The organism is Paucibacter sp. DJ2R-2 (assembly GCF_025717675.1).
GTDB lineage: Bacteria > Pseudomonadota > Gammaproteobacteria > Burkholderiales > Burkholderiaceae_C > Paucibacter_A.
In genome coordinates this window covers 20,544-35,933 of record NZ_JAJIRT010000010.1, presented here as the reverse complement: position 1 = coordinate 35,933, position 15,390 = coordinate 20,544, and the positions used below count along the sequence as shown (strand labels likewise).

General features: G+C 64.9%; 15 protein-coding genes and 1 other RNA gene. 15 read left to right on the top strand and 1 reads right to left on the bottom strand.

The genetic code is table 11. The features are described 5' to 3' along the window. Positions 1 to 160 precede the first annotated feature (160 nt). The gene (locus LNV28_RS19980) at positions 161 to 424 is read right to left on the bottom strand and encodes a DUF1488 family protein (RefSeq protein ID WP_263520817.1); all 264 of its coding nucleotides are present in this window, start codon (positions 422 to 424) and stop codon (positions 161 to 163) included. A 127-nt stretch (positions 425 to 551) separates the two neighbouring features. Between LNV28_RS19980 and acnA the strand changes: the two genes are divergently transcribed. From acnA to LNV28_RS19905, 15 genes are all read left to right on the top strand, one after another. Continuing rightward, positions 552 to 3,344, top strand: coding sequence for an aconitate hydratase AcnA (acnA, locus tag LNV28_RS19975; RefSeq protein ID WP_263520816.1), 2,793 nt, complete (start codon positions 552 to 554; stop codon positions 3,342 to 3,344). Positions 3,345 to 3,486: 142 nt separating this feature from the next. After that, the gene (locus LNV28_RS19970; protein ID WP_263520814.1) at positions 3,487 to 4,116 is read left to right on the top strand and encodes a sensor histidine kinase; all 630 of its coding nucleotides are present in this window, start codon (positions 3,487 to 3,489) and stop codon (positions 4,114 to 4,116) included. Beyond that, a complete protein-coding gene (locus LNV28_RS19965; RefSeq protein ID WP_263520812.1) occupies positions 4,113 to 4,796 on the top strand; it encodes a response regulator transcription factor in 684 nt (227 codons plus the stop codon). Before LNV28_RS19970 ends, LNV28_RS19965 begins: the two co-directional genes overlap by 4 nt. A 327-nt stretch (positions 4,797 to 5,123) precedes the next feature. Continuing rightward, positions 5,124 to 6,935 carry an eCIS core domain-containing protein gene (locus LNV28_RS19960; RefSeq protein ID WP_263520810.1) on the top strand — a complete coding sequence of 604 codons (1,812 nt, stop codon included), beginning with the start codon at positions 5,124 to 5,126 and terminating at the stop codon, positions 6,933 to 6,935. A 353-nt stretch (positions 6,936 to 7,288) separates the two neighbouring features. Next, a complete protein-coding gene (locus LNV28_RS19955) occupies positions 7,289 to 7,858 on the top strand; it encodes a contractile injection system cap protein (RefSeq protein ID WP_263520809.1) in 570 nt (189 codons plus the stop codon). After that, entirely contained in the window at positions 7,855 to 8,682 is an 828-nt protein-coding gene (locus tag LNV28_RS19950) for a hypothetical protein (RefSeq protein ID WP_263520807.1), read from the top strand. The genes LNV28_RS19955 and LNV28_RS19950 overlap by 4 nt, the downstream gene beginning before the upstream one ends. A 22-nt stretch (positions 8,683 to 8,704) precedes the next feature. Then, the gene (locus tag LNV28_RS19945) at positions 8,705 to 10,744 is read left to right on the top strand and encodes a phage tail sheath family protein (RefSeq protein ID WP_263520805.1); all 2,040 of its coding nucleotides are present in this window, start codon (positions 8,705 to 8,707) and stop codon (positions 10,742 to 10,744) included. Between the two features lie 62 nt (positions 10,745 to 10,806). Next, positions 10,807 to 10,883: non-coding RNA, sX9 sRNA (locus LNV28_RS19940), on the top strand. Positions 10,884 to 10,930: 47 nt separating this feature from the next. Next, positions 10,931 to 11,389: a phage tail protein gene (locus LNV28_RS19935; RefSeq protein ID WP_263520804.1), complete on the top strand. Its 459-nt coding sequence runs from the start codon at positions 10,931 to 10,933 to the stop codon at positions 11,387 to 11,389. Positions 11,390 to 11,394: 5 nt separating this feature from the next. After that, positions 11,395 to 11,883: a phage tail protein gene (locus LNV28_RS19930; RefSeq protein ID WP_263520802.1), complete on the top strand. Its 489-nt coding sequence runs from the start codon at positions 11,395 to 11,397 to the stop codon at positions 11,881 to 11,883. After that, positions 11,880 to 12,113, top strand: a complete 234-nt coding sequence (locus tag LNV28_RS19925) for a DUF5908 family protein (RefSeq protein ID WP_263520801.1) — start codon at positions 11,880 to 11,882, stop codon at positions 12,111 to 12,113. Before LNV28_RS19930 ends, LNV28_RS19925 begins: the two co-directional genes overlap by 4 nt. A 20-nt stretch (positions 12,114 to 12,133) precedes the next feature. Then, the gene (locus LNV28_RS19920) at positions 12,134 to 12,850 is read left to right on the top strand and encodes a CIS tube protein (protein WP_263520799.1); all 717 of its coding nucleotides are present in this window, start codon (positions 12,134 to 12,136) and stop codon (positions 12,848 to 12,850) included. A gap of 10 nt (positions 12,851 to 12,860) precedes the next feature. Beyond that, positions 12,861 to 14,642, top strand: coding sequence for a type VI secretion system tip protein VgrG (gene vgrG / locus LNV28_RS19915; RefSeq protein ID WP_263520797.1), 1,782 nt, complete (start codon positions 12,861 to 12,863; stop codon positions 14,640 to 14,642). A gap of 24 nt (positions 14,643 to 14,666) precedes the next feature. After that, positions 14,667 to 14,966 (top strand): PAAR domain-containing contractile injection system baseplate protein, encoded by a 300-nt coding sequence (locus LNV28_RS19910; RefSeq protein ID WP_263520795.1) that lies wholly within the window; start codon positions 14,667 to 14,669, stop codon positions 14,964 to 14,966. 2 nt (positions 14,967 to 14,968) lie between these two features. Then, on the top strand, positions 14,969 to 15,376 hold the full coding sequence (locus tag LNV28_RS19905; protein ID WP_263520793.1) for a gp25 family contractile injection system sheath assembly initiator: 408 nt from the start codon (positions 14,969 to 14,971) through the stop codon (positions 15,374 to 15,376). Positions 15,377 to 15,390: the final 14 nt, after the last annotated feature.

Genomic DNA, 15,390 nt, shown 5'->3' with positions numbered 1-15,390 from the left:
GTGCAGCGGGAAAGCCGAAGGTTTGCGGATCAGGCCACTGTAGAAAAACCGCGGCTCCGAGCGAAGCAAAGATTTCGACCTTGCTTATGCGCAAAACGAATGTCAGCGCCAAAACAGCAGCAGCAAGCGTCGTTCAAGCCGCCGCAGCACCGCAGCGAGATCAGGGTGCCGGCAACTCGCGCAGGTCGGCTTCGCGCAGAAAGACCGGCGGGCGCGAGCCCAAGGCTAGGCGGCGGTGCACGGCAGCCTGCAACTCGGGAATGTGGCTCAGATAGGTGGCCAAGGGCTCGTCATCGACCCGATGGGCCTGGTAGCGGTGATGCAAGGCCTCGCGGCTGACGCTGGCACCCACCTCGACGCCGGCGACCTCGACCCAGAAGCGCACGCAACCGGAGTCGCTATGGAAAAACGCAGTTGTGCTCATGGGCTCAGCGTGGCGGCAGCCCGGGCAACCGTCTGTACGCCAGCGCACCAGGCATGGCGAGACTGAAGACGCTGCGCCCTGTCATCAATCGAGCCCACAATCCAACCATCTTCCCAAGGAGGCTGCGATGACCGAATCTGACCCGAACGTTCGCCCTGCAACGACTCACCCCTTCGCCAGCACGGTGCGCCACTTCCAGTTCGGCAAGGCGCGCAGCGGCCGGCTCTACTCCCTGCCGGCCCTGGCCGAGCAATTCCCACAGATCGATCGCCTGCCGGTGAGCCTGCGCATCATGCTGGAGTCCTTGCTGCGCCACTGCGGCGAGCCGGGCGTGACGCCCGAGCATGTCGCCCAACTGGCGCAGTGGCAGCCGGTGTCGGCGGAACCGCGCAGCCTGGAGATTCCCTTCCCCGTGGCCCGCGTGGTGCTGCAAGACTTCACCGGCGTGCCCCTGCTGGCCGACCTGGCCGCCATGCGCGATGTCGCCACCGGCCTCGGCCTGCTGGCCAAGAACATCGAGCCTCTGGTGCCGGTGGACCTGGTGGTGGACCACTCGGTCATGATCGACCACTACGGCAGCGCCGATGCGCTCGACCTGAACATGAAGCTGGAGTTCCAGCGCAACCGCGAGCGCTACCAGTTCATGAAATGGGGCATGCAGGCCTTTGACACCTTCCGCGTCGTGCCTCCCGGCTTTGGCATCGTCCACCAGGTGAACCTGGAATACCTGGCCCGCGGCGTGCACAAGAGCGGCCCCAAGGACGCCGATGGCGCCAAGCTCTACTACCCCGACAGCCTGGTCGGCACCGACAGCCACACCACCATGATCAACGGCATCGGCGTGGTCGGCTGGGGCGTGGGCGGCATCGAGGCGGAAGCCGCCATGCTGGGCCAACCGGTCTATGTGCTGACGCCCGATGTGGTCGGCTTCGAGCTGCGCGGCGAGCTGCGCGAAGGCGTCACCGCCACCGACCTGGTGCTCAGCGTCACCGAGATCTTGCGGCGCGAAAAAGTGGTCGGCCAGTTCGTCGAGTTCTACGGCCCCGGCGTGGCTCGCCTGAGCGTGCCCGACCGCGCCACCATCGCCAATATGGCGCCCGAGTACGGCGCCACCATGGGCTTCTTCCCGGTGGACGACAAGACCCTGGACTACTTCCGCGGCACCGGCCGCACCGGCCGCGAGATCGCCGCCTTCGAGGCCTATTTCCGCGCCCAGGGCCTGTTCGGCATCCCGGGCACGCCCGAGGCCTCGCCGCAGCTTCAGCAGATCGAATACAGCCGCCGCATCGTGCTCGATCTGGGCCAGGTCACGCCCTCGCTGGCCGGCCCCAAGCGGCCGCAGGATCGCATCGAGATCACCCATCTGAGCCAGCGCTTTGCCGAACTCTTCAGCTCGACGGACAGCGCCAGCGGTTTCAACCAGCCGGCCGAGAAACTCACGCAGAGCTTCCCCACCCGCAGCGGCCTGGCCCTGCGCAACGGCGATGTGCTGATCGCCGCCATCACCTCCTGCACCAACACCTCCAACCCCAGCGTCATGCTGGCCGCCGGCCTGCTGGCCAAGAAGGCCGTGGAAGCCGGCCTGCGCGTGCCAGCCCATATCAAGACCTCGCTGGCGCCGGGCTCGCGCATCGTCACCGAATACCTGCAAGTGACCGGTCTGCTGCCCTATCTGGAACAGCTGGGCTTCAATGTGGCGGCCTATGGCTGCACCACCTGCATTGGCAATGCCGGCGACCTGACGGCCGAGATCAACGAAACCATCACCGCCAATCAGCTGATCTGCGCCGCCGTGCTCTCGGGCAACCGCAATTTCGAGGCCCGCATCCACCCCAACCTCAAGGCCAACTTCCTGGCCTCGCCGTCCCTGGTACTGGCCTATGCCCTGGCCGGCAATGTGCAAGTCGACCTGATGACCGAGCCGGTGGGCCGCAACAGCGAAGGCCGCGACATCTTCCTCGGCGACATCTGGCCGCACAGCGAAGAAGTGCAGGCCCTGCTCAGCCAGGCCATGAACCCCAAGGCCTTCCGTCGCAACTACGAACAGGTCCAGAGCAAGCCCGGCAAGCTCTGGAAGCAGATCGAAGGCGTCGTGGGCGACAGCTACGACTGGCCGGCCAGCAGCTATATCGCGCGACCGCCCTTCTTCACCGGCTTCGCCCTGCCGGCGCCCGAGGTGTCTGACGGGCAGGCCAGCATCCAGGGCGCCCGCATCATGGCCTTGTTCGGCGACTCCATCACCACCGACCACATCTCGCCGGCGGGTTCCATCAAGGCGAGTTCACCGGCCGGGCTCTACCTGCAGGAGCAAGGCATCAAGGCCGTTGACTTCAACAGTTACGGCAGCCGGCGTGGGCACCATGAGGTGATGATGCGCGGCACCTTTGCCAATGTGCGCATCAAGAACCTGATGCTGCCGCCAGGGCCTGACGGCCAGCGCGTCGAAGGCGGCCTGACCCTGCTGCAACCCAGTGGCGAAACACATCCCATCTACGACGCGGCCATGAGCTATCTGAAGGCCGGCGTGCCCACGGTGATCTTCGCCGGCGAGGAGTACGGCACCGGCTCCAGCCGCGATTGGGCCGCCAAGGGCACGGCTCTGCTGGGTATCAAGGCCGTGGTGGCGCGCTCCTTCGAACGCATCCACCGCGCCAATCTGGTCGGCATGGGTGTGCTGCCCCTGCAGTTCATGCCCGGTGACAGCTGGCAAAGCCTGGGCCTGCGCGGCGACGAGTTGATCGACCTCGTGATCGAAGGCGAGTTGGTTCCCCAACGCCCGGTGCAGCTGCGCATTCACAGCAGCAGCGGTGATGTGTGCATATGCACAGTGCTGCTTCGCATCGACACGCCGATCGAGGTCAGCTACTACCGCCATGGCGGCATTCTTCCCTATGTACTGAGGGGTTTGCTGGCTGGCTGAGGGGCCTAACGAGATCGCGCCAGCAAAGCCGACAGAGCGGCCGCCTCCCACGCTTCGCAATAGCTTACAGATTGACCCCAGGTCAGTGCAGGCCATAGCATCAGCCGGCTCTTGCAACACGCCTCTGACCAGGGAACCGGAAATGACGCATCTCGCCACGGCCACCTGCCCGACTCCGTTCTGTCCCAGGGTGACAGAGCTGGCACGCCATCTCCATGATGAGCTGTCGCAGTCCTTGGCCTTTGCCTTGCTGCGCCTCGACGAGGCTCAGGGGCGCGGCGATCTCAGTGCGCTCAAGAGCGCACGCAGCGCAGTGCGCCAGGCCCTGCAAGCCTCGCGGCAGCTGCTGCAAGGCCTGCCCACCGCAAGTGCGGGGCAGGACCTGGCCGCAGCCCTGCGCGCGACCCTGGACACTCTCAAACAAGAGCAAGAAGGCAGCCGCCAGCTGCACTTTGTGAACGAGGGCGTGGTGCCTGAACTGAAGCCCGAAACCCATCAGGTGCTGCTGAACGCCACGCGCGAGCTGCTGGTCAATGCCTGCAAGCATGGCGGCGACGGAGCGATCGAGGCGCGAGTGTCTGCCTGCGCGAACCGCCTGGCGATCACCGTCAGCAATGCCAGCGGCAGCGTCGGCAAACGAGCCGAGGCCTGGATGTCCTCCGGCCGTGGCCTGAGCCTCACGCACACCCGCTTGCACAGCATCGGTGCACGCCTGCGCTGGCGCCAGGCGGCCAGCCAGGTGCAAGCCCGCATCACCTGGAGCTCATCATGAGAGTTCGCGTGATCATTGCCGATGACCACCACCTGGTTCGCGAAGGCCTGGTGGCACTGCTGGAACGCGAAGTCGACATTGAGGTCGTGGCACAAGCTCGCGACGGCATGGAGCTGGTCCGGCTGGCCCGCACGCACAACCCCGATGTGGTGATTCTGGATGTCGCCATGCCGCGCATGAATGGCATCGAGGCGATCCGCCGCATTCGCGCCGAACCCTTGTCCTGCAAGCTGATCTGCTTGTCCGTGCATGCCGAGACCCAGCAGGTGGCCGCTGCCCTCGAAGCCGGCGCCAACGGCTATGTGCTCAAGGAAAACTCTTTTGACGAGCTCGCGCGTGGCGTCAGGCGCGTGATGGCCAATCAGCTCTTCCTCAGCGGCGAGCTGGTGGGCGAGATGCTTCAGCACCGCAGCGCATCCGAGGCTGAGCCCGAGTCGGCCGGCCACGGCCACTCGATCTCCGCTCGCCTGACACCGCGCGAACGCGAAATGGTGCAGCTGTTTTCCGAAGGCTACTCCGCCCAGGAAATTGCCTCCCAGCTGCACCTCAGCGCCAAGACTGTGGCGACCCATCGCGAGCATGTGTTTGCCAAGCTGCAAATCCAGGGCATCGCCGAGCTGACGCGCTTTGCGCTGCGCGAAGGGCTGAGCACGCTGGAGACGACAAGGCCGCGCGTCTGACCCTCAATTGCAAGGCGCTTGCCTCTGGCACACAGGGGAGTCGAGAGGACACACATGAAGAAGGCTGCTGATCAGGCGCTCGAGGGTCCACAACGCCAAGCCGCTGCAGGCCCTGCGGCCCCGTCCCGGGTCCATGCGCAGTTGGCAGTTCCATCAGCGCGGGCACTGCAGAAGACCGAGCCGAGCATGCCTTCTCAAGCCCGAACAAGCTCGGCGCACGACATAGGCAGCAGTCCGCGCATCCATGCTCAGCGCCTGCAACTGCGCGCTCTCACTGCCGCGCAGCCAGGGAGCGCCTCCGCCGTAACAGGGGACGGTCGTTCAGGCTTGCCCGCGGATCTGAAGCAAGGCATCGAAGCGCTCTCCGGCATGGCCATGGACAGCGTCAAGGTTCATTACAACTCAGCGCAGCCCGCGCAGCTGAACGCTCATGCGTTTGCCCGGGGCAGCGACATCCACCTGGGCCCGGGCCAGGAGCAACACCTGCCGCACGAGGCCTGGCATGTGGTGCAGCAAGCGCAGGGCCGCGTGCCGGCAACAGTGCAAGCCCGGGCCGGTATGCCGCTCAATGACGATGCCGGCTTGGAACAGGAGGCCGATGTCATGGGGGCCAAGGCCATGCAGGCCTCAGCCCAGACCAGCGCTGCGCCGCAAGGCATCCGCGCTGCGAGGACCCATGCTCAGACCCCGGTACAGAGAGTCGTGATCTTTGGAGCCCATCTGGAGTCCGGCCCTAAGCCATGGACTTTGGGCGCCGCTGAGGACTTCCCAGGTTTTGCCGGCTTGTCTGAGGCGCAGCAGCGGGAGCTGCGCCGCTTGGTTGCGGATCCGGAACGACATGATTTCGACAGCCCTGCCAGCCTGCTCGAAACGCTTCAAGACCACCCTTTGGCCCCCGACCTGCAGCCACTGACTGCACAGGTGCTCGATTGGCTCCGGGAACGCAATCCACTGGCTACGGTCGGCGATCTGCTGGAAGACAGCGACGATTCCAAGGCCGTGTGGGCACGCTACCGGGAACAGCATCAAGAACGCGGCGAGGCCAACGAAATCATGCTGCGCTCCATCCTGGGTGGCTATGAGACCCACCGCAGCGGCATGTCGGGCTCCATGGTGCGCCCTTCCCTGGTCACCGACCCGGTGGCCGCCGAGCGAGGTGGGCAAGCCTTCAACCAGGCCTATGGACCCGAGACCTTGGCACTGCTGCTGAAGCAGTACCACCTCAGCCCCATCGAAGCCAAAGCACTCCAGGCCTACACCTCGCCCAACAAGAAAGAACGTGACAACCCCAACTACATGGGCGGGGAGAGAGATCCGCGGGACTGGGCGCCATTTGCAAACGGCTGGGAGGCGCTGGAGAGCGCCATGAGCAAGATCCCATCGCTTGGTGAACTCGGCATCGAACTGACCACCTATCGAATTCCGCGTGCGCCCACCAACGAACGCGACACCGACGAACCTGCGATCTACCGCAACATGCGGCCGGGGACTCATATCGCCCATGGCCACGAGGCCATGCCGGGCGGGCAGCACCACTACATGTCAACCGCCCTGACCTACAGCGTTCATTTCAGCGGCGCCGAACGGGGTGGAGCGGTGGGCATCACGGGCAGATCGGGCCGCTACATCAATCCCTTTGGCGTCATGTCCGGCTCGGTGGACGGTGGCGAAATCCTCTACCCGCCGCATGTGAACACCAGCTACGAAGGCTCCAACCCCTTCGGCGTCAGCACGAATTCCGGGCCGCGCCCGGTCTATCACTTTCGCGAAGTGACTGCCCCACAGGTGGGCGAGGACAGCGTCGAGGACAACCGTTTCTCGCAAGTTCGCCACCCCTCAGGGCTGCCTGTCAGCCACCATCGCTTGCTCCGAGTCCTGGACACCCTGCCCGACGATGTGCTTGAGCTCTTCCACGCCGCAAGAGATGCCTCGGGGATTGACGGCCCCATCATGTACCTGTCGACGCCGGAGCTGCTGCGGCTGAACGATGCGTTTCGGCTGGCCATGTTGGATGCACTGGAGCAAAGGGGCTCGGAACAGGTGTTCAATGCCCGCTTCCATTTGAACGAGCAAGGCGACCTCGCCTACCTGCCTCTCGAACGCCTCATTCGCCTGTGCGACAGAGTGCTGTCGAACTGAGCGACTCCTGGTCGCTGCGCTCTCTGTGTTGTCGCTGCGCCGCCATCGCTCAGCGGCCATGTTTGGACTTCCGCACGGCAGCTCACCCCGGTCTTTGCCACGAGCCCGCTGCAACGATCCCGCGCCTCCGTCGAGCTGCCGCGGGCAAGCAATCAGCAAAATTCCTAGGCACAAACCCGCGCCAGGCAAGACCTGACCCCATGGTTGCGCGCCTGGCTGCATTCCGGCCAGGGTTTGCCCGATCGGCAAAAATCTGATGGCAAATCAGCTGCGCTCCGATGGTGGCTTCGAGGCCGCGGCACTACCCTTCTTCGAACCGGTGCCATGGGGGCGCCGCCTGGCCTGGACGCACCATGATCGATGCCGCACTGACACAGATTGCCGGTCAGCTGAACCAGCATCTGCGCCAGCGTTTCCAGGTCAGCGAGGACCTGGCGGTGCTGTCGAATCTGCATGAGCAGAACGGCAGTGCGGTGCCCATCGTCGCCAACAAGCTGGTGATCTTTCTGGCCGGCGTGGAACGCGACACCATGGCCCATCGCGCCACGCCCACGCGCGGCATGAGCCACGAACTGCGCCAGCAAGAGCCGGTGTTCCTGAACCTGCTGATGATGTGCGCGGCCAATTTCAGCGGTGCCAACTACCCCGAGGCGCTGAAGTTCCTGTCCGGCGCGATCGGCTACTTTCAGGCCACGCCGGTCATCGATCACCACAATGCACCCAACCTCGATGCCAGGCTGGAACGGCTGATTCTCAATATCGAGAACCTCAGCAGCTCGGAGATGCACAGCCTTTGGGGCATCCACAGTGGCCGCTATTTGCCCTCGGTGCTGTACCGGGTGCGCATGGTCAGCGTGGACGGCGAGCAGATCGTCGGCCGCGATACGCCGATCCGTGTCAGCGATGTACGGGGTCTGTCATGAGCCTCAGCTTGAGCAGCGACGCCGCCACCGATCATGGCCGCCAGCGCCTGCGCGAGCCGCGTGCGGCGGAACAGTTCCAGCTGCTGCTGAGCGTCGGCTTGCAGCATGACTACGGCGCCAGCGCCTTGAGGGGTCTGAGCCTTACGCCCAGCCAGGCCACCCGCGATCTGTGCCGCCAACATGGCCTGCTCTTGCGCAGCGAGGCCGGCGGCCTCAGCCTGATCGGCGCTCAAAGCGCCCTGCCCCAGCTCTGGCAGGCGCAGCGCGACGAGGGCTGCGACTACCTGCTCTCTTGGCGCCTGGACGGCGGCGCGCCGCTGTTCGCTTTGGCCAGCGACGAACACGCAGCACGCCACCTGCTCCTGCCGCTGACACCCCATTCGGCCCTGGACCAGGACTGCGAGACCTGGTGCGCCGGCCTGGGTCGTCGCGAACTGCTGCGCATCGCCAGCCGCCGCTGCCCATGGAAATACCTGCTGCTGGGCGACTGGGCCGAGCTCTGTGCCAGCGGCCAGATCGATGACCTGATGCTGAGCATGAGTCCGGCCCTGTCGTCCCTCTCAGAAGGCAGCGAAGCCCTGCGATTCCAGCGCGACGCCGCCCAGGAAACCCTGCCTGACGGACGCCTCGCCTGGGTGTTCCGCAGCCCCGAGGCCTTGCCGCTGGCCGAGCGCAGCAGCAGCCGGGTCGCCTTGAGCGACGCCAGCAGCACCCCCGCGCGTGTCCTGATGGACGCGCTTCCCCATGGTGCCCCAGGCAGCCTTCGACGCGAAGTACGCGCCGGCAGCACGCAATGGGTGACCGAAATCTTCCTCACCCGATGACGACTCAACCAGGAGAATCGAGATGGCTGTAATGAAGACGCCGGGCGTCTATATCGTCGAGAAAAACGCCTTTCCCAACTCCGTGGTCGAGGTGGCCACGGCGGTGCCGGCCTTTGTCGGCCACACCGAGTTCGCCGACAACCACAACACGCCCTTGTCGCTGCGGCCCTGGCCGATCAGCTCCATGGCCGAGTACCACCAGTACTTCGGCGGCCCGCCGAAGCCACGCTTCGAACTGAGCGAGGAAAGCGACCCGCTGAATGCGCAGTTCCAGGCCTTGAGCGAGCCCGACACGCCCACCAGCAAAAAGGGCTACAAACTGGCCCAGGTCAAGGGTGTCAAGGGCGGGGACTTCGGCCTCTACAGCGCCCTGCGGCACTTCTTCCAGAACGGCGGCGGCCGCTGCTATGTGGTGTCCATCGGCAGCTACAAGCAGGAGCTCGACCCGGAGCTGTTTCAAAAAGGCATCGATGCCTTGAAGAAGGAACAGGAGCCCACCATGGTCCTGGCCCCTGAGGCGGTGCGCTTCGAGGACGCCAACACCTGCAAGGACATTCAGCAGGCCATGCTGAACCACTGCGGCTACGAGATGAAGAACCGCGTGGCCATTCTTGACGTCTACAACGGCGACAAGCCGCGCGAGTACCCGCCCGGCGATCCGGTCGCGAAATTCCGCGACAGCCTGGGCATCAACTTCCTCGACTTCGCCAGCGCCTACTACCCCTGGCTCAACACCTCGGTGGTGAGCGAGAAAGAGATCGACTACCAGAACATCGACAGCAACAGCCTGGACCTGCTCATCACCCTGCTGCGTGCCGAACTCAATCTGCCCACGGCGCGCCCGGACGACAGCAAGCCCAAGCAGCAATCGTTGTGGGACGAAGTGGCCAAGCTGAAGACCGACTTCACACCCGTCGTCATCGACGAGGCTCGCAAGCAGCGTGACGAGGCGGCGGCCAAGGTGGCGGCCGCTGCGGCGGCCAAGGCCAAGGCGTCGGCCGAGGCCGCAGCCAAAGCCCGAACCGAGGCGCGCGCCAAGGTCGAGGCCGATGCCAAGGCCGCGAACAAGACCGCCGAAGAGATCAAGGAGGCCTTGGCCACTTTTGACAAGGCCAACCCCGCACCCCAGGCCGCACCAGCACCAGCACCAGCACCAGCGCCAGCACCCGCGCCCGCCGACGCTGCTGCCGCGAAGGCAGAGAAAGAGCGCAGCGAGGCACGCGCCAAAGTGGAGGCCGATGCCAAGGAGGCCGGCAAGAGCGACGAGGAAGTCGGCGAAGCGTTGAAAGCCTTTGACGAGGCCAACCCCGCGCCCGCGCCCAAGCCAGCCGGCGATGCCGACGCCAAGAAAGCCGTCGACAACCCGCTCGGCAGCGAGGCCCTGGAAGCCGGCGTGAAGGCGCGCCGCGATCTGCTGAACAAGACCTTGCTCAGCGTCAGCAATGTCTACAAGGCGGTGCTGACCGAGGTGCGCCGCCAGCTCAATGTGCTGCCGCCCAGCAGCGCCATGGCTGGCATCTACACCATGGTGGACAACACCCGAGGCGTCTGGAAGGCACCGGCCAATGTCAGCCTCAATGGCGTCATCTCACCGACCGTGAGCATCTCGCACGAGCAGCAGGAAGACCTGAACGTCAGTGCCCAGGGCAAGTCCATCAATGCCATCCGCAGCTTCATCGGCGAAGGTGTGCTGGTCTGGGGCGCGCGCACGCTGGACGGCAACAGCCTCGATTGGCGCTACATCAATGTCCGGCGCACCATGATCATGCTGGAGGAGAGCTGCCGCCTGGCCGCCAAGGCCATGGTCTTCGAGCCCAACACCGCCAACACCTGGGTCACCATCAAGAGCATGGTGGCCAACTTCCTGACCAGTGTCTGGAAGCGCGGCGGTTTGATGGGTGCGGTGCCCGAAGACGCGTTCAGCGTTCATGTGGGGCTGGGTGAAACCATGACGCCCAACGACGTGCTCGAAGGCATCTTGCGCGTCACCGTGCTGGTCGCCATGGTGCGCCCGGCCGAGTTCATCGAGATCACCTTCCAACAGCAAATGCCTAAATCTTGAGAGGCAGTGTCCTTTCTACTGCGCGACCGCCATGCGTCGTTGGCTGGATGCTCGGAATCCTCACGTACAGCTCGTACGTTCCGGTTCCTGCGCTCCGTCCGCCTCGCCTGGCAGCCGCTCGCTACGAAAGTACCCAGCCTCTTGGCGGAACTACACGCACAGCAATTGAGTTAACGGAGAAACACCATGGCTGACGACGGCTCCAAGCAATCCACCAATGTCTGGCCACTGCCCAAATTCCACTTCCAGGTGAAGTGGGATTCGGCGGTGATGTCCTTCGAAGAGGTCTCCGGCCTCGATGTCGAAGCCCAACCGATCGAGTACCGCCACGGCGACAGCCCGGTGTTCTCGGCGATCAAGATGCCGGGCTTGAAAAAGTACGGCAATGTCACGATGAAGAAAGGCGTCTTCAAGTCGGACAACAAGTTCTGGGACTGGTTCAACCAGATCAAGATGAACACCATCAAGCGCGTGCCGGTGACCATCAGCCTGCTCGACGAAGAAGGCAAGCCCACCATGGTGTGGACGCTGACCAATGCCTGGCCGACCAAGGTCACCGGCACCGACCTGAAGTCCGAGGGCAATGAAGTGGCGGTCGAGACCATCGAGATCGCCCACGAAGGCCTGACCATCGCCAACGGCTGAGGCCCATGAGCGCCCTTGCATCGCCCCTGAACCAGGCGCTCGAAATGCTGCAGGCACCGCCTGTGGCCTTTCATTTCTCGGTCATTGTGGGCACACAGCCCCAGTCCGTCGACAGCTCCTTCCAGGAGGTGTCGGGGCTGACCCAAAGCATGGAGACCGAGGAGCTGCGCGAAGGCGGTGAGAACCGCTTTTGCCACCAGCTGCCCCAGGGCATCAAGCAGGGTCGCTTGAGCCTCAAGCGCGGCGTCGCGACGGTCACTTCACCGTTGATGCTGTGGTGCAAGGAAACACTGGAAGGCGGCTTGACACGCCCCATCCTGACCATGCCGGTGCTGGTGCGGCTGAAGGGCGCCGATGGCCTGCCCCTGCGGGCCTGGCTGCTCGACAACGCCTACCCGGTCAGCTGGGAGATCGAAGCGTTCTCCTCCACCAAGAACGAGCTGGCCATCGAGCAGATCGAGCTGGCCTACACCACGAGCATGCGACTGCTATGACGCTGGAAGTCCGACAACTGCTGCTCAAGTCCACCGTCAGCGACGATGAGTCGGACGACGAGGCCAGCCCCTCCAGCCCCTCCAGCGCCGCGGCCAAGTCCGCGGCCGGTGGCTGCGGTGGTGGCGGCGCGGGCGAGGACTGCGAGGACCGCGAGCAGTTGAAGGAAGAGATCCTGGCCGAATGCCGGGTCTGGCTGCTGGCGCAGCTGCAAGCGCTGCGCGAGCGCTGAAACCGAGGCGCAGACCCACCATGTCCGTGCTCTCTTCCGCGCTGTCCCTGTCCGGCACCAAGCAGGCCCTGTCCATCACCCGCTGCGAGATCGATGACAAGACCGGCATCGTCACGGTCGACTCGGGCAGCCAGTACAAGCTGGTGATCAACCCGTCCGAATTCAGCCACGAGCGCACGATTTGCTACAACACCAAGCGCAGCCTCGGCCAGTCCAGCAATCCGGTCAAATTCAGCGCCATCAACCCCGACAAGATCAGCTTCTCGGTGGTGTTCGATGGCACCGGTGTGGTGCCTCTGCCCCTGGGCTCCAGCGCCCCGCGCGAGGTGGCCGACCAGCTCGATGCCCTGGGCAAGATCATCTACACCTACAACGGCGGCAAGCACGAGCCCAACCATGTGCAGCTGCTCTGGGGCACCCTGATCTTCTACGGGCGGCTGCAGAGCATCTCGACCGCCTACAGCTTGTTCAAGCCCAGCGGCGCGCCGCTGCGGGCCAAATCCGAGTTGGTCTTGCTGGGCTTTGTCTCGCAGCAGCTGGGGCGCTTGGCGGCCAATCGCTCCAGCCCCGACCTGAGCCATTCGGTCGAGGTGCGGGAGGGCGACACCCTGCCCCTGCTGTGCCAGCGCATCTATGGCGACAGCCGCTACTACACCGAGGTGGCCCGCTTCAATGGTCTGCGCGAGTTCCGCCGACTGAAGCCCGGCCTGCGCCTGCACTTTCCGCCGCTGGGCTGATGGGGGCGCCATGAGTGACAGCGATTCCAACGACGGCGTGCTGCGCCTGATCGTCAGCTGCGACGGCCAGGAACAGGAAGACCTGGCCATCATCAGCTGCAGCATCCGCCATGCGCTCAATGCCGTGCCCTGGGCCCGCCTCGTGATCGCCGACGGCGACATGCCCGAGAACAAAAGCCCGCTCAGCGACGGCGCCCTGTTCAAGCCCGGCGCACAGATCGAGATCCGCGCCGGCTATGCCAATGATGATGCGCTGGTGTTCAGCGGCATCGTCGTGCGCCATGGCTACAAGATCACCGGCAACAACTACAGCCGGCTGCTGGTGGAATGCCGCGACAAGGCCTGCAAGCTGACCCTGGGCCGCAAGAGCGCGAACTATGTCGACCAGACCGACAGCGCCATCATCTCCAGCCTGATCAGCAATGCTGGGCTGACGGCCGATGTCGACAGCACCTCCATCACCCACAAGGAGCTGGTGCAGTACTACTGCAGCGACTGGGACTTCATGCTGGCGCGTGCCGAGCTGCTGGGCCTGGTGGTGAACGCCGCGGCCGGCAGCGTCGGCGTCAAAGCGCCTGAAGTGAGCGGATCACCGGTGCTGACCCTGACCTGGGGTGACAACCTGTTCGAGCTGCATGCCGACATCGACGCCCGCAGCCAGTGGACAGCCGTCCAGGCCCAGGGCTGGGATCCGGCCCAGCAAGCCCTGGTTCAAGGGGCCTCGGCCGCACCGCCTACGCTGAACAGCCAAGGCGATCTGGACAGCGCCAGCTTGGCCGCCGTGGCCTCGCCCGACACCTTGCTGCTGCAAAGCCCCGCCAGCAGCGACAGCGCCCTGCTCGACAGCTGGGCCAAGGCCGTGCAGCTCAAGGCCGGCCTGGCGCGTGTGCGCGGCCGCATGAGTTTTCAAGGCACGGCCGTCGCTCTGCCTGGAACGCTGATCACCTTGGCCGGCGTGGGCACGCGCTTCAACGGCGATGTCTACGTCAGCGCCGTGCAGCACGAGATGGTCGACGGCAACTGGGTCAGCGAAGCCGAGTTCGGGCTCGACCCGAGCTGGCATGTCGAGCGCCCCGATGTCGTGGCCCCCTTGGCCAGCGGCCAGCTGCCCGGTGCCAGCGGCCTGCAGATCGGCGTGGTCATGAAGCTCGACGCCGACCCCGCCGGCGAAAGCCGCATCCAGATCAAGCTGCCCAGCCTGAGCAATGCCACCGAAGGCATCTGGGCCCGTCTGCTGCAGTTCCACGCGTCCAACAGCTTTGGCGCCTTCTTCCTGCCCGAGGTGGGCGACGAGGTCCTGGTCGGCTATCTGAACGGCGACCCCAGCAGCCCGGTCGTTCTGGGCAGCCTCTACAGCAGCAAGCAAGTCAGCCCCTATGTGCTGGAGGCGGCCAACAACACCAAGGCCATCGTCACCCGCTGCAAGCACAAGATCGAGTTCAACGAAGAAGACAAGATCATCACCGTCACCACGCCGGCCAACAACAAGCTGGTGCTGGACGACAAGGACAAGAGCATCCTGATCCAGGACCAGAACGGCAACAGCATCAAGCTCAGTGAGAGCGGCATCGCCCTGGACAGCCCCAAGGACATCAAGCTGACGGCCAAGGGCGGCATCACCTTGGACGCCGTCAATGCGATTTCCATCACGTCCAAAGCCGACGTCAAGACCGCCGGCCTGAACATCGCCTGCGAGGCCCAGGTCGGCTTCAGCGGCAAAGGCAGCGCCACGGCCGAACTCAGCGCCTCGGGCCAGACGACGGTCAAGGGCGCGATGGTGATGATCAACTGAACCCCAAAAAGAGCGCCCGACACCATGCCACCCGCCGCCCGCCTCACCGACATGCACACCTGCCCCATGGTCACACCGGGCTTGCCGCCGATTCCGCATGTCGGCGGCCCGGTGATCGGCCCGGGCGTGCCGACCGTGTTGATCGGCAAGCTGCCCGCGGCCGTGGTTGGCGACAACGCGGTCTGTGTCGGGCCACCGGATGCCATCGTCAAAGGCTCGGCCACCGTGCTGATCGGCGGCAAGCCGGCGGCCCGCATCGGCGACACGACCGCACATGGCGGCGCCATCGTGCTCGGCTGTTTCACCGTCATCATCGGAGGCTAGCCATGAGTTTTCTCGGTCGAGGCTGGAGCTTCCCGCCGCGCTTTGATGGCAGCAAGCGCCTGGTCATGGTGGAGAACGAGATCGACATCGAGGAGAGCTTGCGCCTGCTGCTGGCGACCCGCTGCGGCGAACGCGTGATGCAAGCCGCCTACGGCACCACCCTGCACCGCCTGGTCTTCGAAGGCGCCAGCGAGCAATTGCTGACGGAGCTCAAGGACATGCTCAAGAAGGCCGTCCTGTTCTTCGAACCGCGCGTCGAGGTGCTGCAGATCGAGGCCCATATCTCCAGCGAGGACTGGGGCTGCTTGCAAGTGCTGCTGGACTACCGCATCCGCAGCACCAACACCCGCCACAACCTGGTCTACCCGCTCTATCTCGATCAAGCCAGCAACCCGGTCAGCGCAGGCTGAGCAGCAAGGCCCCA